Source organism: Streptomyces sp. NPDC057697 (assembly GCF_042799335.1).
Taxonomy (GTDB): Bacteria; Actinomycetota; Actinomycetes; order Streptomycetales; family Streptomycetaceae; genus Streptomyces.
This window is the reverse complement of the sequence record NZ_JBHVJA010000008.1, coordinates 109287-129939: the sequence shown is the minus strand read 5'-3', so window position 1 is coordinate 129939 and position 20653 is coordinate 109287. Positions and strand designations below refer to the sequence as shown.

Sequence of the window (20653 nt, the reverse complement as noted above, 5' to 3'; positions counted from 1 at the left end):
GGGATCTCCTCAGCCCTTGTACTGGACGACGATCTTGGTGAATTCGTACGGCGACTGGGACACCCCGCTACAGGTGTCGCCGTCGCTTCCGGAGCCGCAGGCCCGGTCCCGGTTGACGGACCAGAAGGCGTAGCGCGCGATGTGGTGCTGTTGCGCGTAGCCGAGGACGGTCCGGAAGTCCGTGGTGGTGACGGTCTCGTCCGCGTCGTCGGTCTTCCCGTTCATCGAGGAGACCCCGATGTGCCGGTAGGCGGCGTCGTCGGTGTATCCGTAGGCGCTCTTCACGGCCGACTTGAGGCCGTCGAGGGCGGTGACCGTGGCGGCGCCCATGGTGCCGGTGTGTCCGCCGAAGTCGAAGGGCATGACGATCCAGCCGTCGTTGTCGAGCCCCGCGGCGGCGCCCCGCTTGATGAGGTCCTTGCCGGTGGCGTCGGGGCCGGTCGGGGTGGTCCCCATGGTCACGTACGTGACGAGACCGGGGTTGGCCTTCCTGACGGTCTTCAGTGCGTCGACCACCCGCTGCCGCACGGTGGCCTTGGAGAACTCGGTGTCCTCGATGTCGATGTCCAGCGCCTTGAGGTGGTAGGCGTCGATCACCTTCTGGTAGGCCCCGGCCAGGGCGGCGGCGCTGGTGCACTTCTCGCCGAGCTTGGCGCCGCTCCAGCCGCCCACCGAGACGACGACGTCCCCGCCGGCCGCCCGGATGGCGTCGATGGCGTCCTCGTCCGAGCCGCCGGTCAGCGGCCGGTCCCCGTCCCACTTCGGGTTGCAGCCGCCGTCCGAGAGGACGAACGCGAGCGTGAACCACTTCACGCCGGTGGCCGCCATCACCGCGGTCGGCTTCTGCGGCTTGCCCCAGCCGAGGTACTCGTACGGCGCCGCGGCCATGGCACCGGGGCCCGCGGCGGTCGTGCTGGGCGGGGAGTCGGACGCGCCGGTGGTCACGGGGGTGTCCGTGGCGGCGTAGGCCTTGGGCAACTGGCCCAGCAGGGGCAGCAGCAGACAGCTGAGCCCTGTGAGGACCGCCACCAGGCGGCGTGGGGGTGCGGCAGGGTGCACGGATGATCCCTTCCGGTTCTCGGTGTTAGGAAAGGTTCCTAACCGACACTGCATGGGATTCCCTGCGGAGCTTTCTGTCAATGCCCCGCGCGGGCCCAAATCTCAAGCGGTGGCCGCGGGTTGGGTGGAGCGCGGGCAGCCCTCCGGGGCGGCGGGGCCGTCACCCCGTCGCCCGGCCGCGCGCGGGCGCCCCGCCTCCCGTTCTTCAGACCAGTCGGTACCCGCGCATCCTGGCGAGCAGAAGACGGGTGTCCCGCGACGATCCCGACGTGCCGCCGGGCGATCGGCGGATACCCCGCTCGGGCCGGACCCGGTCGCCGAGGAAGGCGTCGGCCCCGGACGCGGACACGTCGACGACGGGGGCCGCCCCGCCCTCCGGGATCCGGCGGACCGCGCCCGACGTGCCGTCACCGATCGTGATCCGGACGTCGACGCCGATCCGCCTGTCCTGCGGCGGGGCGGGGTCGGTGCGGCCGACGGGTACGCCGGCGGAGAGGGGCTCGATGGTCCGGGCGCCGTTCACCCGGCGCGGGGGCCGCACGACGGCCGGCGAGGTGCCGTTGCCCGGCTGCTTCATCCGCATGATGTGCGTGGAGCCGGTGGCCGCCTTCGAGGAGCCCGGGTTGTACGTGCGGTGGGCGATCCGCCGGGTCTCGCCGGGCAGCCGCGTGAGGTACGGGCCGCCGCCGGTGCGCGGCCCGCTCGCCTCCTGGCACCGGCGGTCCGCCGCGGCGCCCCGGTCGGCGGTGTGCGTGATGAACCGGAGGCCGTCGCCCTCGGTGCGGCTGCGCGGACGTCCCGCCGGACGGGCACCGGCCCGGTCGTCCTCGACGGTCCCGAAGACGCCGGGTCCGTCGCCGCTCGCCGAGGGCGACCGGCGTAATGACCAGCTCGCGGTGTGCGCGGGGGCGGGGAGCCCGGCAGCGGCGACGGCGCCGTCGGCCGCCGCGCCGCCGGGCGCCCGCCCGGAAGGGTTCGTCACGTCGACCTCGCTCGGAGTCGTGCGTGCATGATCGCGAAAGAGTGCGTTCACAAGAGTGACCGTTGTTCAGTGACGTGCTCCAGGGTTGCGTGCCGGAGGGATCCGGTCAATGCCCCGGACGGATGAGCCCGAATGAGCCCGGGTGACCGAATCGGAACTCCGCGCGCCCGGCTCGGAACGCGCCGACGGTTCGGGAATGCTTGACGGCCGGTGATCGTTGACCTTCCGAGTACCAACCGACGACGTAAGGATCGACCGCTCGTGAGCCAGGTCCCCTCCATCACTCTCAACAATGGCGTCGAGATGCCGCAGCTCGGTTTCGGTGTCTGGCAGGTGCCGGACGACGAGGCCGCGAAGGCGGTCGCCACGGCCATCGAGTCCGGGTACCGGAGCATCGACACCGCCGCGATCTATGAGAACGAGCAGGGCACCGGCCGGGCCATCGCCGCCTCCGGTGTCGCCCGCGAGGAGCTGTTCGTCACCACGAAACTGTGGAATTCGGAGCAGGGCTACGACTCGACCCTGCGCGCCTTCGACGCCTCGCTCGGCAAGCTGGGCCTCGACTACGTCGATCTGTACCTGATCCACTGGCCGGTGCCCGCCAAGGACGCGTACATCGACACGTACCGGGCCTTCGAGAAGATCCTCTCCGAGGGCCGTGCCAAGGCCATCGGGGTCTCGAACTTCCTGCCCGAGCACCTGGAGCGGCTGCTCGGCGAGACCTCCGTGGTCCCCGCGGTCAACCAGATCGAGCTCCACCCGCAGCTCCAGCAGGCCGAGTCGCGCGCCTTCCACGCCAAGCACGGCATCGCGACCGAGGCCTGGTCGCCGCTGGGTCAGGGCAAGGGCCTCCTGGAGGTCCCCACGGTCGTCGCGATCGCGCAGAAGCACGGCCGCACGGCCGCCCAGGTGGTGCTCCGCTGGCACCTCCAGACCGGCAACGTGGTGATCCCCAAGTCCGTGACGCCGTCCCGCATCGCGGAGAACCTCGACGTGTTCGGCTTCGAGCTGGACGCCGACGACCTCGCCGCGTTCGCCGCGCTGGACGAGGGGCGGCGCCTCGGCCCCAACCCGGGCGAGTTCAACCTCGGCGCCTGATCCGTACCGACGCGCCCCCGGACACGCCCCGGCGGGTCATGTCCGGGGGCGCGCTATGGACGCCGCCGGGTCCGGTAGCGGTGCGCGAGACCGGCGCGATCACCGCCGGGACCGCAAGGCGCCGAGGGCCGGGATCACTCGGCGGCGTGCCGGGGCGGCGTCAGTCCCGGCGCCCCAGGTGCACGGTGCGTGCCGAGAGCAGGAAGAGATCGGGGCGCCGGCGCAGCCCGGCCGGGTCCTCGGGGTCGAGCAGCCGGTCGAGCACGGCGACGTCCTCGGCCGCGAGCTCCTCCTCGAACATCTGCCGTCGGCGGGCGAACTCGGTGATGACGTGGTCCCGGGCCCCCTCGGCAAGCGGCGCCGGAAGGTCGAGCAGGAAGCTGCGGGTGCCCTGCGGCGTCAGGCCCGCGGCAGCGAGGAGGGCGCCCCAGTCCTCGGTCTCCCGCTTGCTGCCGGGCAGCGCCGCCCGCATCTCCTCGAACCGGTTCACCTGGATCGCTTCGAGCCGGGCCTCCAGACCGGGCCGCCCGATGCCGATGTCGCGCGGGAGGCGGCGGGGCTGAAGGCCGCCCTCGGCCAGGGCCACGATCCCGCCGGGGCGCAGCAGCGCGGCGAACCCGGCCAGGACGGCGCGCTGGTCGCCCATGTGGTGCAGGGCGTTGCCCGCCCAGATCAGGTCCGCCTCGCCCAGTGCGTCGAGGTCGTCGGGGATGTCGGCGTGGTGGGTACGGACCCGGTCGCCGAGACCGAGGCGCTCCGCGTGGTCCCGGGTGCGTTCCAGGAGCGCCGGGGTGCCGTCCACGGCGACGACCTCCGCCTCGGGGAACACCTCGGCGAGCAGGCAGCTGATCACGCCCGGCCCGCTGCCGATGTCGGGCACCCGGCGCACCTTCGGGGCCGTGCGGAGCCCGGCGATCCAGCGGGCCGCCGCCTCGTACTGCGGGCAGCCGACCTCGGCCTCCTGCTCCAGCATCGGCCCCATCACGTCCCAGTCGATGTCACCGGCCTCCTGGTGGTGTGCGTGGGGGGTGTGCCGGTGACCCTCGCGGGCGGGGTCCGGGTGGTGGCTGTGCGCGGTGTCCGGGTGGGGACCGTGTCCGGTGTGCTGGCTCATGGGGACAGCCTCACCACCGAGCGCCCCATTGGCAAGTTTCGTTGCCGGTTCAGCAAGTCGCCGCGTACCGGACGCCTCGTACCCCGTCCGGCGTCCGGCGGGTGTCCGTCCGGTATCCGCCAGGCACCTGTCCGGTATCCGCCCGGCCCCGCAGCGCGTCTCACTCCATGGACACCCGCATATTGCCGGTGGGCCGCCGGGCCCATAACTTGCGTTTATGGACCTGGAGTTGCGCCATCTGCGAACCGTACGTGCCATAGCCGACACCGGGAGCCTGACCAAGGCGGCCGCCGCCCTCGGGCTGGCCCAGCCCGCGCTCAGCGCGCAGTTGCGGCGGATCGAGAAGGCACTGGGCGGCCCGCTCTTCGACCGCGACCACACCGGCGCCCGGCCCACGCTCCTCGGTGAGCTGGTGCTCGAACGGGCCCGGGTGGTGCTGCCCGCCGTGAGCGAACTCCAGCAGGAGGCGGTGCGGTTCGCCAACGCCCTGGGGACGATGGAGCGCTTCCGGCTGGGCGGTACGCACGGCCCACTCCTCGGCGGCCTGGTGGACCGGCTGGTCACCGCGCACCCGACCGCGCCGGTGTCGACGTACACCGCGTGGTCGGTCTCCGAGATCGCCTCGCAACTCGTCGACGGGCGCCTCGACTTCGCCCTCATCGGAACCTGCGGGGAGAGCCCTCCGCCCGCCCACGACCGGCTGACGTGGCAGGTGATCGGCGTCGATCCGGTCTTCGTGATGCTGCCCGACTCCCATCCGCTCGCCGGTCGGCAGGAGCTCGACCTCGCCGCCCTGGCGGACGAGTGCTGGGCGGACGTGCCGGGCGAGGGCTGTTTCGCCGACTGCTTCGTCGGTGCCTGCGCGCGGGCCGGGTTCAGCCCGGTCTCGGTCTATGAGACGGACACGGCCTCCGTCGTCCATCTGGTTCAGGTGGGGCGGGCGGTCGGACTGTGCCGGGCGACGTTTCCGCCGACCCCGGGTGTGGTGACGCGCCCGATCACCGGCTCACCGCTGGGCTGGCGCCATCTGCTGGGCTGGCACCCCCGGTCGGCGGCGGCGGGCGCGGCGGCCGGGGCGGTGAGCGGGCACACCCGGGCGGCGTACGCGGATGCCGTGGAGCGCAGCGAGAGCTACACGCGCTGGCTCGCCGCGCATCCACGGTTCGGCGCGGCGATGTGACGCGTCACCGCGCCCGCGCCGTCCGGTGCGGCTACCGCACACCGTGCCCCGGGGCGATCGCCGCCACTCGTGCGGCCAGGGCCAGGTCGTTCTCGGTGACCGCGCCGCCGGCGTCGTGCGTGTTCACGGACAGGGAGACGGTGTTGTAGCCGAGGGTGAGATCGGAGTGGTGGTTCAGTTCGTCCTGGATCGCGGCGACGTGGACGGTCAGCCCGACGGCGGCGAAATGGGTGGCGAGCCGGTAGACGCAGGTGATCCGGTCCCCCTCCAGCGACCAGCCGGGCAACTCCCCGAGCCGGTCCTCGATCTCTTCCCGTGACAGTGGTACGGCGGGCATGCGGCGGCTCCCTCATCGGCGGTCGGTGCCGGTCGGCGGTGCCGGTGACGTTACGGTCTCGGTATGACGACTGTCGCGCTTGACACGGGGGTAGGGCCGCTGCTGCGCAGCTGGCGGGAGCAGCGCCGGATCAGCCAACTGGAGCTGGCGCTCCGCGCCGATTCCTCGGCCCGGCACATCTCCTTCATCGAGACGGGCCGCTCCCGTCCCAGCGAGGAGATGATCCTGCGGCTGGCCGAACATCTGGAGGTCCCGGTCAGGGAACGCAACGCCCTCCTGCTCGTCGCGGGATACGCGCCCCGCTACGCACAGACCGCGCTCGACGACCCCGCCCTGGACACGCTGCGCGAGGGGATGGAGCGGCTGCTCCAGGCGTACGAGCCCTACCCGGCGCTCGTCGTGGACGGTACGTACCACGTGGTGGCGGCCAATCGGGGCATGGCGATGCTGACGGAGGGGGTGGCCGAGCACCTGCTGGCACCGCCGCTGAACGCCATGCGGCTCACCCTGCACCCGCAGGGTCTCGCCCCGCGCATCCGCAATCTGCGGGCCTGGCGGGCCGATCTGCTGGACCAGATGGAGCGCCAGATCGCGCTGGCCCGTTCGGCGGAGCTGCGTGAGCTGTACGAGGAGGTCGCGGGGTATCCCGTACCGGAGGACACCGGCCCCGGGTCCGTGCCGTCGCTGCCCTTCGCGCTGCCCCTGCTGATCGAGCACGACGGGCGGGTGCTCTCCTTCGTCTGCTCCATCGCGACGTTCAACACGCCGATGGACGTGACGGTGGCCGAGCTGGCGATCGAGACGTTCCTGCCCGCCGACCGGGCCACCGCCGACCATCTGCGGTCCCTCGCCTCCTGACGGTTCCGGGCAGGGCCGGAGGGGCACGGCGGCGTCACGGCCGGGTGTCCTCCTGCGGGGTCTCCGGCCGGTGCCCCGCCGACGCGCCTGCGGCGTGGGGCGGTCCGTGCCCGGACCGTCCCGGTGACGAAGCCGTGGCCGGGGGGCCGGCGGACTCCGGGCACCGGGACGGTCCGGGCCGCCCCTCAGACGCGGGCCCCGTTGTCGGACGGATCCCGGCGTGCCGTCCTCGTGCCGGACCGGCGCCCCGGCGACCGCTTGCGGGCGGGTGGCGGGGCCTTGCTGCTGCGCTCCAGGACGAGCGCGGCCGGCACGGCGGTCAGCACCGAGGAGTACGTGCCGACGCAGATGCCGATCAGCAGGGCGAGGGCGAAGTCCGCGAGGGAGTCGCCGCCGAGCACGGCGAGCGCCACAAGGATGAAGAGCGCGCCCATTCCGGTGTTGACCGTGCGCGGAACGGTCTGGAGGACGGCCCGGTCCGCGATGGTGGCCAGCGGCACGCGACGGGCCTTGGCCCACAGCTCCCGCACCCGGTCGAAGACCACCACCGAGTCGTTGACGGAGTATCCGATGACGGTGAGGAGCGCGGCCAGGAAGATGCCGTCGACGGTGCGGCCGAGCCAGGCGAAGGCGCCCGTCAGGATGATCACGTCATGGACCAGCGCCCCGACCGATGCCAGGGCGAACGTCCAGCGGAACCGGACCGCGAGATAGGCCAGTTGTACGCATACGGCGATGGCGAGCGCGATCAGGGCGTTGCGCCTCAGCTCGTCGCCGAGACTGGGGCCGATCAGCTCGTCCCGGACCTTGGTGGTCGTGCCGCCCTCCTTCGCGAGGGCCTCGCGCACGGCGTGTTCGCCCTCGTCGTCGAGTCCGCCGGTCCGTACGGAGAGGTCGCCCGCACCGGCCGTGGTGACCTCGGCGTCGCCGAAGCCCGCGTCGGCCAGGACGGTGCGGGCCCGCTCCACGTCGACCGGACGGCTCGTGGAGTACTCGACGAGCCGTCCGCCGGTGAACTCGACGCCCAGGTTCACCCCGCGCACGACGATACCGAGGACGGCCACGGCGACCAGCGCGGCGGAGATCATCAGCCAGCGCCGCGGGAACCGCATCAGCCGGGGCTCGCGCCGGGTCAGCCAGGTGCGGACCCGGCCGGGGAAGGCGATGCCGTTGACGCCCCGGTAGTCGCTGACGAACCGGGACCCGGCGGCCGTCTCGGTGAGGGCGCGGGCGATGACGAGCGCGGAGAACATGGAGGCGATCACACCGATGGCGAGCGTGACGCCGAAGCCCTTCACCGGACCGGAGCCGAGGAAGAAGAGCAGCCCGGCCGCGATCAGGGTGGTGACGTTGGAGTCGGCGACGGCGCTCCAGGCGCCCCGGAACCCGGCGGTCAGCGAGGAGCGCAGCGAGCGGCCCGGATGCTGCGCGTGCTCCTCCCTGGCCCGTTCGAAGACCAGCACGTTGGCGTCGACCGCCATCCCGATGGCGAGGACGAATCCGGCGAGGCCGGGCAGGGTGAGGGTGACGCCCAGGGCCACCAGGGCCGCGTAGGAGATCAGTCCGTAGGCGGCGAGGGCGACGGCTGCGAGCGCGCCGAAGAGCCGGTAGACGACGGTGATGAAGAGTGCGGTGGCCGCGGCGCCGATCAGGGCGGCGCGGGCGCTGGCATCGATGGCGGCGGCGCCGAGCGTCGGCCCCACGGTCCGCTGCTCGACGATCTCGACGGGGAGCGGCAGGGCGCCGCCCTTGATCAGCAGGGCCAGGTCGCGGGCCTCGTCCGCGCCGAACGACCCGGTGATCTGGGTGGAGCCGGAGGGCAGGCCCGCGCCGCAGCCGACCGAGGGGGCGACCTGCGGCGAGGAGATGATCCGGTCGTCGAGGACGATGGCGACGCGCCGCCGGTCGTCCTGCACCGGGTGGCAGGCGGCTTCACCGGTCAGCCGGGTCCACTCCCGGCCGTCCTTCTTGTGGAAGTCGAGGGAGACGGTCCAGCCCGCGCCCTGCTGGGCGTCGAACGAGGCGGTGGCGTCCTTGACGCCCGCGCCGGAGAGCCGGGCCGGGCCCAGGTCGAGGGCGCGTCCCTGTTCGTCGGGGAGGGTCGGCCCCGCGTCGGCCCCGGCGTCCTCCCCGCTCCCCGGGCCCTGGACCGCGTGGAAGCTGAGCTGGGCGGTCCTGCCGATGACTTCGGCGGCCTTGCGCGGGTCCTGGACGTCGGGGAGTTCGACGATGATCCGGTCCTCGCCGGAGCGGGTCAGGGTGGGTTCGGCGACGCCCAGCGAGTCGATGCGCCGGCGCAGCACTTCGAGTGTGCGGTCGGTGCTCTCCCGGTCCGCCTTCGCGGTGTCCGAGTCCTTGGCCTGGAGCACCATTCTGGTGCCGCCCTGGAGGTCGAGGCCGAGCCGGGGCGACATGGTCAGTGTGATGAGCACGGAGACGAGCAGCACGGCGGCAGCCAGCACCGCTCGCACCGTGGTGGCGCGAGTCATGGTTTTCCTCCGAGGGGGCGCCGGGCGCCCTCACCTCGGCGAGGACGGGACGGCGGTTCTGCGGGACGGGGCCGGTGGCAGGACCGGTGGCCGGTGGACGGCCGTCCGTGGAGGCCCGCGTACGCCGGGGAGCGCGATGCGGGAGCGGCCGGTGGCGCGCGGGGGTGCGGCGGGGCCGGGCCGGTGGGTGCGGTGCGGTGCGGGGACGCCGGGTGTGCCCGGGAGCAGGATGTCGGAGCCGGGCGGCGGGAGGTGGTGCGCGGTACGGGCCTGGTCGCTGCCGGCCCGGGGCGCGGGACCGGGCGTGGCCCGCGGCCGGTCGCGGTGGGGGTCGGTCGCCGTGGCCGTGCGGGTGCGCCGGGTGTCGTGGGCGGTGCCGGTGCGGGCGGTCCGGTCGGTGTGCGGGGTGGGCTGGTGGGCGCCGGGGGCGGAAGCGGCGGCGGGCGGCACGCCGGCGAACGGCCGGGCGGGGAGCGCCGATCCGGCGGCCGCGGGGGCGCCGCCCACGACAGCGAGGACCGTGAGCAGCAGCGCGGCGAGCAACTGCCGGGCCGCCCGTGCGGTGCGGTGCTGGTGTGCCGGGGCCGGGGTGCCCGGCCGTGCCCCGGGGGGCACCTTCCCCCGGGGCGGCCCCGGGAGGGGGGTCACCCGGTCCGGCCGGTCAGGGCCGGGGCCGCACCGGCCTGCCGCAGCACCGCGCTGAGGACCATCCCGGCGCCGCGTACGACCGCGGTCGCCGGGTCGTCGGCGGGACGGACCGGGGCGCCGAGGCGGGCTGCGATGCGATGGGTGATGTCGGGGCGCGCGGCGCCGCCTCCGGCGAGCAACGGGCCCCTGCGCAGGGCACCGAGGACGGCGCCGTGCCGGTCCTGCTGCCACATCTGCGTGATCATGTCCAGCACGGTGCGGACGACGTCGGTGGGCGGCTGTGCCGGGTCCAGGTCGCCCAGTCCGGTCTCGGCCTGGCGGGCGTCGCGGACCTGCCCGTCGACGAGCAGGGTCGCCTCGGTCAGCTCGGCGCCGAGGTCGACGACGAGGAGCGGTCCGCCGTCGCGCGGTCCCGCGTACGCGGCGGCGGCCCTGGCGCTGTCCAGGGCGATGACGGTCGTCGGGCCCAGGGCGGCGATCAGCTCCCCCGCGGCGGCACGGTGCCGGGGCCCGGCGAGGACGGGGTGGCTGAGCACGATCACGGTGCCGGTGCGGTCCGTGCCCAGGGCCGTGTCCGCGATCCGGCCGAGCATCCGCCCGCAGGACTCGGGGTCGACGATGCGCCCCCGCCGGACCGGGCGGCCGTGGCCGGGCCCCGTACCGGAGTCGCCCCGGAGGTCGGTGTCGGCCAGGACTCCGTGTCCGGGCACCCAGACACGGGTGCGGGAGCTGCCGAGGTCGAGGGCGAGACCACGGGTGATGCCCCGGTGGTCCCGGCGGGCGGACGGTCCGAGTCGTCGCCCGTCGTGCAGAGCACGCATCGCCCCTCCCCCCGGCCTGCCGTCGCGGCCGCGTACCCACCCATGAACCCGCTGATCGCGAGGCATGGCCGAGCCCTCACTATGCAATAGGGAGGCAAAGAAAGCCACTCCCGGGCAAAATCCAAGGGCTCGGGTGCTGTGCGGCCCCGCTCCGCGTCACACCTCCGACGGCAGGAAGGCGGCGACCAGCGCGGCGAACTCGTCCGGTGCGGCGATCCTGAGGCCGAGGTCCTCCGCCTTGGTGCGCTTGGATCCGGCCTTCTCCCCGGCGACCAGGAGCGAGGTGCGCTTGGAGACGCTGGACGAGGACTTCCCGCCGGCCCGCTCGATCAGCTCGTTCATCTCGTTCCGCGAGAGCTTCTCCAGGGCGCCGGTCATGGCTCCGGTGACCACCACGGTCATCCCGTCCAGCGGCAGGCCGCCGCCCTGCCCCTCCGGCGCGGCGGCGGCCTCCTCGTCCTCCTCGCCCGGTGCGGGCGGCGGGGTGGCGCCGGGCTCCGTCATGGTGACCCCTGCGGCCATCAGCTTCTCGATCAGCGGGGCCAGCTCCACCAGCTCCGCGACGACGGCGGCGGCCTTCTCCTTGCCTATGCCGTCGACGCGCTGGAGCTCCTCGGCGTCGGCCGCCCTGATCCGGTCCATGTCCGCGAAGTAGCGGGCGATCCGCCGTGACATGGAACGACCGGTGCCGCGCACCCCGAGCGCGCAGAAGACCCGGGAGAGCGGCTGGGTCCGTGCGGTGGCTATGGCGGCCAGGAGGTTGTCGGTGCTGGTCTCCCCCATCCGGTCCAGGCCCAGCAGCTGCTCGCGGTCGAGGGTGAAGAGGTCCGCGAAGTCGGCCACCAGACCGGCGTCGACGAGCTGGACGACGCGGGTCGCGCCCAGGCCCTCGATGTCGAGCTGGTCGCGGCCCGCCGCGTACGAGACGGAGGCGACGATCCGGCAGTCGCGGCCCCGGACACAGCGCCAGCGCTGCTCGCTGGTGTCTATCCCGGAGCCGCACTGCGGGCATGCCTCCGGGAAGTCGATCGGCTGCTCGTCACCGGTGCGCAGATGGGCGACGGGGGCCTCGATGCGGGGGATGATGTCGCCCGCCTTGTAGACCATCACCCGGTCCCCCAGGCGCAGATCGCGGCGGGTGATGTCGGCGGGGTTGTGCAGGGTGGCGTAGCTGACGGTCGAGCCGTCGATCTCGACCGGCTCCAGCACGGCGCGCGGCGCGATGATGCCGGTCCGGCCCACGTTCCACTCGACGCCGATGAGCCGGGTGACCTTCTCCACGGCCGGGAGCTTGTAGGCGATGGCCCAGCGCGGCGCCCTGGTCCCGGAACCGGCCTCGCGCTGGTCGGCGGCGAGATCGGCCTTGATCACGATGCCGTCGATGCCGAACGGCAACGCGGCGCGCAGGGCCGCGACCTCCTCGACCCGGCGCTGCACCTCCTCGACGGTGGTGACGGTGCGCGGCGCCACCTCCGTGTCCGCCGCGGTGTGCACTCCGAGCCGGGCGACGTGGGCGAGGACCTCGCTGTGCGGGAGTTCGACGAGGGTGTCGGCCCACTCGCCGGAGCCGGGCAGCGGCAGGGCGCCGTAGGCGAAGAACGTCATCTCCACCGTGTACGCGCGGTCCTTGGCGCGGAGGGTGCCCGCCGCTCCGTTCCTCGGGTTGGCGAAGGGGGCGCCGCCGTGTTCGGTGCGTACGGCGTTGGCCTGTTCGAACTGCTCGGTGGTCATGAGGATCTCGCCGCGCATCTCGACGGTCACCGGTTCGGTGAGCCGCTCGGGCAGGCCCACCACGGTGCCGATGGCATGCGAGACGTCCTCGCCCGCGGTGCCGTCGCCCCGGGTGATCAGCTGTTCCAGGCGGCCCGCCCGGTACCGCGCCGCCACGGCCAGTCCGTCGAGCTTCGGTTCCACGCTCCAGGCCGCGACGGGGCGGCCTATCCGCCGCTCCAGCGACGCCGTCCAGGTGACGAACTGCTCGGCGGAGAAGACGTTGTCCAGGGAGAGCATCGGGACCGTGTGCGGCACGTCGCCGGTCGCGGCGCCGCCCGCCACCTTGCCGGTCGGTGAGGCGTCCAGCAGCTCCTGCGGGTGCTCCTGCTCGTAGGCGGCGATCCCCCGTACCAGCCGGTCGTAGGCGTCGTCGTCGAGCGTGCTCTCGCCCGTGGCGTAGTACGCCGCGGCGGCCCGCGACGCTTCTTCGACCGCGGCGGCGTAGGCGGCGGTATCGGCGGGCACGACTGCTGAGTTCGTCATGGCCCCCATCCTGCCGCCCACCACTGACAACGCCGCTCAGCCGACCGCCCGGACCGTCCCGTCCGCCTCGTCGGCGCCACCCGCCGCGTCCGGCCGGGACAGGGGGACCTGCGGTCCCGAGCACTCCCGCAGCCAGCGCCGCAGCACTCGGTGCACCTGTTCGGCGCCCACCAGTTCCGCGTCCGGTGCCACCGGCGCGGACAACTCGGCCGGCCACAGCAGGAACGGCCGGGACTGCTCGCCGCCCAGACCGCCGTGCGAGCCGATCTGTTCCTCGAAGGCGTGCACCTGTCCCGTGGCACCGTCGTACATCGAGTTGACCATGATGTCGGCGACGTGCGGGAAGGTGTCGGTCCGCCGGACCGCCTCGGCGGCCCCGGGGCCGAAGGGGGCCAGCGGCCCCTCCCCGTCCACCAGTTCCGCCACCGGGACCTCCGTCCCGCCGCGGCCCAGCACCACCGATCCGTGGCGCTCGCTGCGGACCAGCAGGAAGCCGATGCCGGGGTGGTTGGCGAGGGTGCCGAGGAGGGCCGGGCGGCTGTGGTCCAGCTGTTCGCGCGAGGCGCGACCGCGGATGTCGGGGAAGGAGATCAGCCCGAGGTTCCCGGACGCGAGGACCACGGGGTCGGACGGCCTGGCGAGGGGTTCCGCCCCCGCGTCGACCGGCCGGTGCAGGGCGATCCGTACCGCGTCGCGCGCCTCCGAGGCGCTGGGGGTGCGCTGCGCCCGGCGGGGCACGGGCAGTCCGCAGCCCGCCCGCACCAGATCCTTGAGGGTCAGCCCGTACGCCCCCGCGAAGGTCTCCCCGGGGCTCTGCCCGTGGTCGGACAGCAGCACGATCCGGTAGGCGCGCGGGGTGTGCTCGGTGACCTTGACGATCAGGGCGAGCGAGCGGTCCAGGCGGGCGAGCACCTTGTCGGCGTCGCGGCTGTCCGGTCCGGAGTGGTGCGCCACCTCGTCGTAGGCGACCAGGTCGGCGTAGACGGCGGTGCGGCCGGCGAACATGTCGCCGATGACGGCGGCGACCACCACATCGCGTTCGACGACGGTCGCGAAGGCCCGGATGAAGGGGTACAGCCCGCCGCGCTTGATCCGGGGCGTCTCCTTGCGCATGCGCGCCCGGGTCGACTGGCCGATCTCGCGGCAGACCTCGGCGACGAACGACAACGCGGTGCGTACGGCGTTGGCCGGGTCGGAGAAGTACGCGAAGTACCCGGCCCTGGAGCGGCGGCCCTTGCCGAAGCGGGCCGCCATGGACAGGACCAGCGCCAGCTGGTCGGCGCCGCCGCTGAAGAGGTTGCCCCGGCTGGCGCCGTCCAGGGTGAGCAGCCCGCCGTCGTGGGTGCGGGCGACGGCCCTGCGCTGGAGTTCGAGGGCGCTCGCGGGTCTGCTGGAGACCATGACGTCGCCGGTCTCCTTCTCGTACCAGCGGAAGGCGGGGACGTCGTGGTTGCTGCCGTGCAGGATGCCGAGCTGGCTGGCGCCGGTCTGGCTGGACCAGTCGGTGCGCCACGGGGTGAGCCGGTGCCCCTCCTCGTCGGCCAGCCACCGCGCGACGGTCGGCATCAGGCCCTCGTCGGCGGCGCGGGCGAGCACGTCGTGGCCGACGCCGTCGAGCTGGATGAAGACGGTGCCCGGCGGTCCGCTGCGCCCGCTGTCCGTTCCGCTGCGCCGACGGCGGCGCACGGCCAGCCGGGAGAGCCTGCGCCGGTAGGCGTTGTCGTCGCGGACGGCGAGCGCGGTGGAGGTCGCGGAGGCGACGGCGGACATCACGGCGGCGACGACCACGGCCGTCTGCGGGTCGGCGGCGCCGCGCCCGTCCGGGATGAGCCGCAGGGCGAGCAGCAGGAGCGAGCCGTTCAGGAAGAAGACCAGCAACCCGAGGACGAGCGCGGGCACGATGAGCAACGCCCTCACCAGGGCCGGCCAGACCAGTGCGGAGAGCAGGCCGAACGCTCCGGCGCCCCAGGCGGCGGTGAACGCTATTTTGGTGATGGTGTCGCCGTCGTCCGACTGGAGCTGGAAGTCCGGCAGTATCCCGGCGAGCGCCAGCATCGTGAGCGTCGAGACCGCCCACACCACCACCACTCGCATCAGGGCGCTGCCGGCTGTTCGCCATCGCCCGTCACCCACGCCGTTCCACCTCACGTCCGGACCCCGCCGTTCCGGGCCCTGGCCCCCCAGCTTTGCACAGCGGGTGCGCGGTCCCTCGGCCACGGCGGCCGGCGCCCCGGTCAGCAGCCGTCGTAACCGGCGGTCGGCATGGAGAGGCGGCGGTGCACGCTCGCCTTGGCGCGGGCGCTGTACGTCGGCTCGTCCAGCCCGGCGATCTCCAGGCGGACCCCGCGCCGCTCGCACTCGGCGGCGAACTCCGGCACCGAGGTGAGGGCCCGTGCCAGCACCCGGTCGTTGGCGGCGACGAAGAGTTCCACCTCGCCGTTCTCGACGTCGGTCCACAGGGCGTGGTGGTCGGGGCGCAGACCGTGGAACCGCAGCTGCCGGGTGACGACATAGCCCTTGTCGGCGGCCCAGCGGGCGCACATGTCGTGCTGGCCGCGGGTGTCCACGAGGAACGGATCGCTGTCCAGCTCTTCGAGCGGTGTGAGGCTGGCGATGGCCGCCACCCGTACGTCCGTCACGTCCCCCATGACCGTCCCCCCGGTGTCAGGGCGCCTCGACCGGATCATGCCGGGCTCGTGGAACCCGATCCGGACGCGGGGCCCTAGGCGTACCGGCGACCCTACCCCCCGGACCCCGGCGCAAGAAGGCGCGTGCCGGGAGGGCGGGAGTGCGGGGCGCACTGCCCCGGAACACCTGTGCGCCCTTGCCCCGGTCCAGCCCTTAGGCTCGATGCCGGGGCCGGAATCCGAGGAGCCCGGGGACGAGGAGGCGGCGCGTGCCGGTGGACGTCACTTGGTGGGGCCATGCCACCTGCACCATCGAGGACTCCGGGGTGCGGGTGCTGACCGATCCGCTGTTCGCCCGGCGCTTCGCGCATCTGCGCCGCCGCCGCGGCGAACTGCCCGGTCCCGAGGCCGCCGTCGCCGACGTGGTGCTCGTCTCCCATCTGCACTCCGACCATCTGCATCTGCCGTCCCTGGCCAGGCTCGCCCCCGGCAGCAGGCTGGTCGTGCCGCTGGGCGCGGTGCGCTCGGTGCCGGGGCTGCGGGTGCTGCGCTCGGTGCGCGGGCTGCGGATCACCGAGGTGGCCCCGGGCGACGAGGTCCGGGTCGGCGAGGTGCGGGTGCGGGCGGTCCCGGCGCTGCACGACGGCAGGCGGCTGCCGGTGGGCCCGCACCGCTCCCCCGCGCTCGGCTTCGTGGTCGAGGGCGAGGCCCGGACGTACTTCGCCGGGGACACGGGGCTCTTCGACGACATGGCGCGGTCGGTCGGCCCGGTGGACGTGGCCCTGCTGCCGGTGGGCGGCTGGGGCCCGTATCTGGGCCACAGTCATCTGGACGCGGGCCGGGCGGCGCAGGCGCTGGCGCGGCTGGCGCCGAGGTCGGCCGTGCCGGTGCACTACGGCACGTACTGGCCGATCGGCCTGGACGGGGTCAGGCCGCACGAGTTCCACTCGCCGGGCGACGAGTTCGTCCGCAAGGCGGCGCTGCTGGCGCCGGAGGTGGCCGTGCACCGGCTGTCCCACGGCGAGCGTGTGCGGCCGGAGGCCGCCAGGTGATCCTTGAGGTCGTGAGGCAGCTGCCCCCGGAGTCGACGCAGCAGGCCGTCGGCTATCCGTCGCTGTTCCTGCTGGTGTCACTGGGGGCGCTGGTACCGGTGGTGCCGACGGGCGCGCTGGTGAGTTCGGCCGGGGTGGTGGCGCTGCACCAGTCGTCGCCGTTCTCGTCGCTGATCGTCTTCGCGGTGGCGTCGGCCGCGGCGTTCCTCGGTGACATCTGCCTGTACTGGCTCGGCCGGCGCGGGGTGCGGTCGAAGAACGGCTCGAAGTGGCTGCGGACGATCAGCGACCGGGCCGCTCCGGAGCGGCTGGCGCAGGCCCAGCGGAAGCTGGACGAGCACGGTGCGGCGGTGCTGGTGCTGTCCCGGCTGGTGCCCGCGGGGCGGATACCGGTGATGCTGGCCTGTCTGCTGGGCCGGATGCCGCTGCGGCGGTTCGCCCGCGGGGACGTGCCGGCGTGTCTGGCCTGGGCGGCGACGTATCAGCTGATCGGCGTCCTGGGCGGTTCGCTCTTCCCGGAGCCGTGGCAGGGGGTGGTCGCGGCGGTCGGCCTGACGCTGCTGATCAGCGGGGCGCCCGCGGTGTGGCGCAGGGCGCGGGCCCGGTTCAGCCACTGACCGTACGGGGGGCCGGTTCCAGTACGCGCGAGGCGCCGATCGGCAGGTCCCAGAGCAGGCTCCGGGGGTGTCCGGCCCGCTGCCAGGCGGTACGCAGCCGGGTCAGCGGTTCGAGCACGGGTTCCGCGGAGAGCAGGAAGGTGGCCCAGTGCATCGGCGCCATCGCCCGCGCGCCGAGGTCCTCGTAGGCCCGCACCGCCTCCTCGGGGTCGGTGTGCACGTCACCGAGCCACCAGCGCGGTTCGTACGCCCCGATCGGCAGCAGGGTCAGGTCGATCCCGGGGTGGCGGCTGCCGATCTCGCCGAACCAGTGTCCGTAGCCGGTGTCCCCGGCGAAGTGGATCCGCTGCCCGCCGGGGCCGGGAGCGGTGATGATCCAGCCGCCCCACAGGGAGCGGCAGGTGTCGGTGAGGGTGCGTCTGGACCAGTGGTGGGCCGGTACGAAGTCGAAGCGGACGCCGTCGAGCTCGGCCGATTCCCACCAGTCGAGTTCGGTGACGCGGGTGAAGCGGCGTCGGCGGCACCAGCGGCCGAGCCCGGCGGGCACGAAGAGCGGGGTGTTCCTGGGCAGTCTGCGCAGGGTGGGGGCGTCCAGGTGGTCGTAGTGGTTGTGGCTGATGACGACGGCGTCCACGGGCGGCAGGTCCTCCCAGCGGACGCCGACCGGGGTGATCCTGGCCGGGGTTCCGAGGATGCGGCGGGACCAGACGGGGTCGGTGAGGACGGTCAGCCCGCCGGTGCGGATGATCCAGCTGGCGTGCCCGGCCCAGGTGACGCAGGTGCCGTCCGCGGGGACCGTCGGCAGGGGCTCGGGGGCGTAGGGGAGCCGGTGGATGCCGCGCAGTCCTTCCGCGTCGGGGCGGAGGGCACGCTCACGGGCCAGTCGGGACATGCCTATGACTCCGGGGAGCGGCGCGGTGAGCCGGTCGGCGAAGCTCGCGGGCCAGACCCGGACCTCGCCGAGCGGACGCGGTTCGAGGACCCTGCCGCGGGCCGCCCGGCGCGGCCGCGCGGTTCCGGTGCCGGAGCGCTCGGTCTGTTCCGTCATCGGGAGACTCCTGTCTCGCGTGTCTCGCGGTCGCTCAGCGGAGTTCGTCGAGGGCCGTCCCGAAAATGCTCAGGGCTTCGGCCACGTGCGGCAATTCCAGGGGCGCCACAGCGGTGAGGGACTCCAGCTGCTGCTCCGGGGTGGACCCGAGCAGCGTCCCGGTGCCCAGCCGTACGCGCAGCGCGCCCAGTTCGTCGCCGAACCGGTGCCCGCCCGGCGTCGGGGCTCCGAGACGTTCCGTCAGGTACTCCTCCAGCTCCAGGGAGTCGGTGACGCCCCGGCTCGCCAGCCGGGATCTGAGCGGGCCGAGGTCGGCGTAGAGGTGGCGGCCCGCCTGCGGGGGCCTGGCCAGCGCGCCCGCCGCCAGGACCGCGCGGTGGGCCGCGGCGGCGACCCGGGCCTGGAGCGCGGCGGCCCGGCGGACCCGCTCCGTCACGGCGGCCGGTTCGCGCAGCGCGTGCGCGGCGGCCATGGCGACCGGCCCGGTGACGTGCGCCCCGAGCGCGGTGAGGATGTCGAGCGTACGGGCGTGGCGGACCGCCGCCCGTCCGGTGTCCGGGAACCGGGCGACCGCGACCGGCCAGGCGGACGGGGTCAGCGCGCCGGCGAGGTCGCAGACGACGGTGACGTCGTCCGGGCACATCTCGGCCGGGCTGAGCAGGACCGTGTCGTGCGGGCGGTGCAGGGTGTCGCGCCAGGTCTCGTCGCTGATGACGTGCAGCCCCTCGGCGACCGCCGCCTCGCACGCCTCGCGCACCAGCTCGGGCGGGGCGACGGTGGCGGTCGGGTCGTCGACGGCCGAGATCAGCAGCAGCCGGGGGCGGCCGCCCTCGGCGCGCACCCTGCGCACGGTCTCCAGGAGCGCGTAGGGATCGGGCACACCGCCGCACTCGGCCGGGGTCGGCACCTGGTAGGCGGGCCTGCCGAGCAGCCGGGCCTGCGGAATCCAGGTGGCCGTGCAGGGGCGGGGCATGAGGACGTCGCCGCCGTGCGCGGCGATCAGCGCGAGCAGCAGCGGCGAGGCGCCGGGGGCCGCGGCGATGCGCTCCGGGGAGCCGGGCAGCCCGCGCCGCTCCCAGTAGGCGGCCGCGGCCGCGCGCAGCGCGGGGCCGCCACCGGTCGGTTCGGGTTCGCCGCCGGCCGCCGCCGAGGCGAGCACCTCGGCCAGCTCCGGCAGCACGGGCAGACCGGGGTCCGGGGCGGGCGGCCCGTACCGGACGGGGCCCCGGTCCTCGCGTACGGAGCCCCGTCCGGTCCGCTGCCGCGCCATCCGGGCCTCCTTCGCCGCCGCCCCGTCGCCCTGTCGCGCCGGTCTCGCGCTCAGGGCCCTGTGCACTCAGGGCCCTTTATACGAGGGTTCGGCCGGCCACGCCCGCCGACGGCGCGACGGCCGGCCGCCGGGGCGGGCTCAGCCCGCGAAGACCGGCTGGGGCGTTCCGTGTCCCGCGTCGGGCAGCACGAGCAGCGAACCGGACAGCGGGTGCGGGGCGGTGAGCCCGGTGCGGGCCGTCGAGATGTAGAGGTCGCGCAGTCCGACGCCGCCGAAGGCGCAGGCGGTCGGGCGCCGTACCGGCAGCGCGACGGTCCGGTCCAGGGCGCCGTCGGCCGTGTACCGGCGCACCGCCGCGCCGTCCCAGAGCGCGACCCAGACGGCCCCCTCGGCGTCGACCGTCAGTCCGTCGGGGAAGCCCGCCCCGTCCTCGATGGTGGCGAACGGGCGCCTGTTCACGGCGTGTTCGCCGTCGGTGTCGAAGACGTCGACGCGGCGCGTGGGGGTGTCGATGAAGTACATCAGCCGCCCGTCCGGGCTCCATCCGATGCCGTTGCCGCACGTCACCGCGGTCGGCACCGGGGTCACCGCGCCATCGGCCGCGATCCGCCGGAGACCGCCTCCGTCCGGCGCGTCGTCGTAGCGCATGCTGCCCGCCCACAGCGCCCCGTCCGGTGCGATGGCGGCGTCGTTGCCGCGCCGTCCCGGCACCGGGTCGTGGACCAGCCAGCGGAAGGCGCCGTCGGGGTCGTACAGGCCGATGCCGTCGCGGAGGTTGACCACGAGTCCGCCGCCCGCGCGGGGCTTGGCCGCGCCGACGTGCTGTTCGGTCGCCATCACCGTGCGGCGGCGGCTCACCGGGTCGTAGGTGTGCACGCGGGCGGAGACGATGTCGACCCAGATCAGCCGTCCCGCGGCCGCGTCCCAGGTCGGCCCCTCGCCGAGTTCGGCCTGTTCGGCCACGGCCACGTCCAGGTCTGTGCCGCTCACTGTCTCGCCCCTCGTGGTGTCCGAACCGGCCGGATCGCCTTCGGCGCTCCGGCCGCGGGGACCGTCGGCCCCCTCGTGTTCCTCGGTCCGGCGGATCACCGGAATCACGCGCTCAGCGTAGACGTGCGGCCAGGGCACCGCAGCGGCGGCCGGGCGGGACCGGGGGCCGGGCAAGGGGGGCCGGTCAGGGGGTTCGCCCCCGGTGGC

18 protein-coding genes are annotated in these 20653 nt (G+C 74.2%); 5 read left to right on the top strand and 13 right to left on the bottom strand.

What is annotated here, in order from left to right; translation table 11 throughout:
• Positions 1-9 precede the first annotated feature (9 nt).
• Both ACFVFH_RS21505 and ACFVFH_RS21500 read right to left on the bottom strand, forming a co-directional pair.
• A complete protein-coding gene (locus tag ACFVFH_RS21505) occupies positions 10-1059 on the bottom strand; it encodes a chitinase (RefSeq protein ID WP_383771076.1) in 1050 nt (349 codons plus the stop codon).
• Positions 1060-1264: 205 nt separating this feature from the next.
• Positions 1265-2041, bottom strand: coding sequence for a Tat pathway signal sequence domain protein (locus ACFVFH_RS21500; RefSeq protein ID WP_383771073.1), 777 nt, complete (start codon positions 2039-2041; stop codon positions 1265-1267).
• A 261-nt stretch (positions 2042-2302) separates the two neighbouring features.
• Here ACFVFH_RS21500 and ACFVFH_RS21495 point away from each other — a divergent pair, with 261 nt between their 5' ends.
• The gene (locus ACFVFH_RS21495; RefSeq protein ID WP_383771070.1) at positions 2303-3139 is read left to right on the top strand and encodes an aldo/keto reductase; all 837 of its coding nucleotides are present in this window, start codon (positions 2303-2305) and stop codon (positions 3137-3139) included.
• Positions 3140-3299: 160 nt separating this feature from the next.
• Here the strand turns inward: ACFVFH_RS21495 and ACFVFH_RS21490 are convergent, their stop codons facing one another.
• Positions 3300-4253, bottom strand: coding sequence for a class I SAM-dependent methyltransferase (locus ACFVFH_RS21490; RefSeq protein WP_383771067.1), 954 nt, complete (start codon positions 4251-4253; stop codon positions 3300-3302).
• Positions 4254-4470: 217 nt separating this feature from the next.
• On the opposite strand from ACFVFH_RS21490, the gene ACFVFH_RS21485 reads away from it, so the two are divergent.
• Positions 4471-5433 (top strand): LysR family transcriptional regulator, encoded by a 963-nt coding sequence (locus tag ACFVFH_RS21485; protein ID WP_383771064.1) that lies wholly within the window; start codon positions 4471-4473, stop codon positions 5431-5433.
• Positions 5434-5464: 31 nt separating this feature from the next.
• On the opposite strand, the gene ACFVFH_RS21480 is transcribed toward ACFVFH_RS21485, so the two are convergent.
• Entirely contained in the window at positions 5465-5770 is a 306-nt protein-coding gene (locus tag ACFVFH_RS21480; protein WP_383771061.1) for a 4a-hydroxytetrahydrobiopterin dehydratase, read from the bottom strand.
• Positions 5771-5833: 63 nt separating this feature from the next.
• Here ACFVFH_RS21480 and ACFVFH_RS21475 point away from each other — a divergent pair, with 63 nt between their 5' ends.
• On the top strand, positions 5834-6628 hold the full coding sequence (locus ACFVFH_RS21475) for a helix-turn-helix domain-containing protein (RefSeq protein WP_383771059.1): 795 nt from the start codon (positions 5834-5836) through the stop codon (positions 6626-6628).
• A 185-nt stretch (positions 6629-6813) separates the two neighbouring features.
• Here ACFVFH_RS21475 and secD read toward each other — a convergent pair whose 3' ends face one another.
• The 6 genes from secD to ACFVFH_RS21445 form a co-directional block, all read right to left on the bottom strand.
• Complete coding sequence (gene secD / locus ACFVFH_RS21470; RefSeq protein ID WP_383771055.1) at positions 6814-9117, bottom strand: protein translocase subunit SecD; 2304 nt, start codon at positions 9115-9117, stop codon at positions 6814-6816.
• Positions 9118-9147: 30 nt separating this feature from the next.
• Positions 9148-9732, bottom strand: coding sequence for a hypothetical protein (locus tag ACFVFH_RS21465; RefSeq protein ID WP_383771052.1), 585 nt, complete (start codon positions 9730-9732; stop codon positions 9148-9150).
• 29 nt (positions 9733-9761) lie between these two features.
• Positions 9762-10586, bottom strand: a complete 825-nt coding sequence (locus ACFVFH_RS21460; protein WP_383771050.1) for a rod shape-determining protein MreC — start codon at positions 10584-10586, stop codon at positions 9762-9764.
• A gap of 156 nt (positions 10587-10742) precedes the next feature.
• Positions 10743-12851 (bottom strand): NAD-dependent DNA ligase LigA, encoded by a 2109-nt coding sequence (ligA, locus tag ACFVFH_RS21455; protein WP_383771047.1) that lies wholly within the window; start codon positions 12849-12851, stop codon positions 10743-10745.
• 27 nt (positions 12852-12878) lie between these two features.
• Positions 12879-14975: a phage holin family protein gene (locus ACFVFH_RS21450; protein ID WP_383771044.1), complete on the bottom strand. Its 2097-nt coding sequence runs from the start codon at positions 14973-14975 to the stop codon at positions 12879-12881.
• 101 nt (positions 14976-15076) lie between these two features.
• Positions 15077-15490, bottom strand: a complete 414-nt coding sequence (locus ACFVFH_RS21445) for a hypothetical protein (protein ID WP_383771042.1) — start codon at positions 15488-15490, stop codon at positions 15077-15079.
• 248 nt (positions 15491-15738) lie between these two features.
• On the opposite strand from ACFVFH_RS21445, the gene ACFVFH_RS21440 reads away from it, so the two are divergent.
• Positions 15739-16521: an MBL fold metallo-hydrolase gene (locus tag ACFVFH_RS21440; RefSeq protein ID WP_383771039.1), complete on the top strand. Its 783-nt coding sequence runs from the start codon at positions 15739-15741 to the stop codon at positions 16519-16521.
• Positions 16518-17138, top strand: a complete 621-nt coding sequence (locus ACFVFH_RS21435; protein WP_383771036.1) for a DedA family protein — start codon at positions 16518-16520, stop codon at positions 17136-17138. Before ACFVFH_RS21440 ends, ACFVFH_RS21435 begins: the two co-directional genes overlap by 4 nt.
• Here the strand turns inward: ACFVFH_RS21435 and ACFVFH_RS21430 are convergent.
• The 3 genes from ACFVFH_RS21430 to ACFVFH_RS21420 all read right to left on the bottom strand — a co-directional run bounded on the left by ACFVFH_RS21430 (position 17128) and on the right by ACFVFH_RS21420 (position 20446).
• The gene (locus ACFVFH_RS21430) at positions 17128-18186 is read right to left on the bottom strand and encodes an MBL fold metallo-hydrolase (RefSeq protein WP_383771033.1); all 1059 of its coding nucleotides are present in this window, start codon (positions 18184-18186) and stop codon (positions 17128-17130) included. The two genes, ACFVFH_RS21435 and ACFVFH_RS21430, sit on opposite strands and share 11 nt — an antisense overlap.
• Before the next feature lie 34 nt (positions 18187-18220).
• Positions 18221-19456, bottom strand: coding sequence for an aminotransferase class I/II-fold pyridoxal phosphate-dependent enzyme (locus ACFVFH_RS21425; protein ID WP_383771030.1), 1236 nt, complete (start codon positions 19454-19456; stop codon positions 18221-18223).
• A gap of 138 nt (positions 19457-19594) precedes the next feature.
• The gene (locus ACFVFH_RS21420) at positions 19595-20446 is read right to left on the bottom strand and encodes an SMP-30/gluconolactonase/LRE family protein (RefSeq protein WP_383771027.1); all 852 of its coding nucleotides are present in this window, start codon (positions 20444-20446) and stop codon (positions 19595-19597) included.
• Between the last annotated feature and the right edge of the window lie 207 nt (positions 20447-20653).

Excerpts from the sequence above, each read along its gene's own strand:
- ACFVFH_RS21490 (WP_383771067.1), bottom strand. The coding sequence starts at position 4,253 with ATGAGCCAGCACACCGGACACGGTCCCCACCCGGACACCGCGCACAGC.
- ACFVFH_RS21475 (WP_383771059.1), top strand. The coding sequence starts at position 5,834 with ATGACGACTGTCGCGCTTGACACGGGGGTAGGGCCGCTGCTGCGCAGC.
- secD (WP_383771055.1), bottom strand. The coding sequence starts at position 9,117 with ATGACTCGCGCCACCACGGTGCGAGCGGTGCTGGCTGCCGCCGTGCTG.
- ACFVFH_RS21460 (WP_383771050.1), bottom strand. The coding sequence starts at position 10,586 with ATGCGTGCTCTGCACGACGGGCGACGACTCGGACCGTCCGCCCGCCGG.
- ACFVFH_RS21480 (WP_383771061.1), bottom strand. The coding sequence starts at position 5,770 with ATGCCCGCCGTACCACTGTCACGGGAAGAGATCGAGGACCGGCTCGGG.
- ACFVFH_RS21485 (WP_383771064.1), top strand. The coding sequence starts at position 4,471 with ATGGACCTGGAGTTGCGCCATCTGCGAACCGTACGTGCCATAGCCGAC.
- ACFVFH_RS21445 (WP_383771042.1), bottom strand. The coding sequence starts at position 15,490 with ATGGGGGACGTGACGGACGTACGGGTGGCGGCCATCGCCAGCCTCACA.
- ACFVFH_RS21425 (WP_383771030.1), bottom strand. The coding sequence starts at position 19,456 with ATGGCGCGGCAGCGGACCGGACGGGGCTCCGTACGCGAGGACCGGGGC.
- ligA (WP_383771047.1), bottom strand. The coding sequence starts at position 12,851 with ATGGGGGCCATGACGAACTCAGCAGTCGTGCCCGCCGATACCGCCGCC.
- ACFVFH_RS21430 (WP_383771033.1), bottom strand. The coding sequence starts at position 18,186 with ATGACGGAACAGACCGAGCGCTCCGGCACCGGAACCGCGCGGCCGCGC.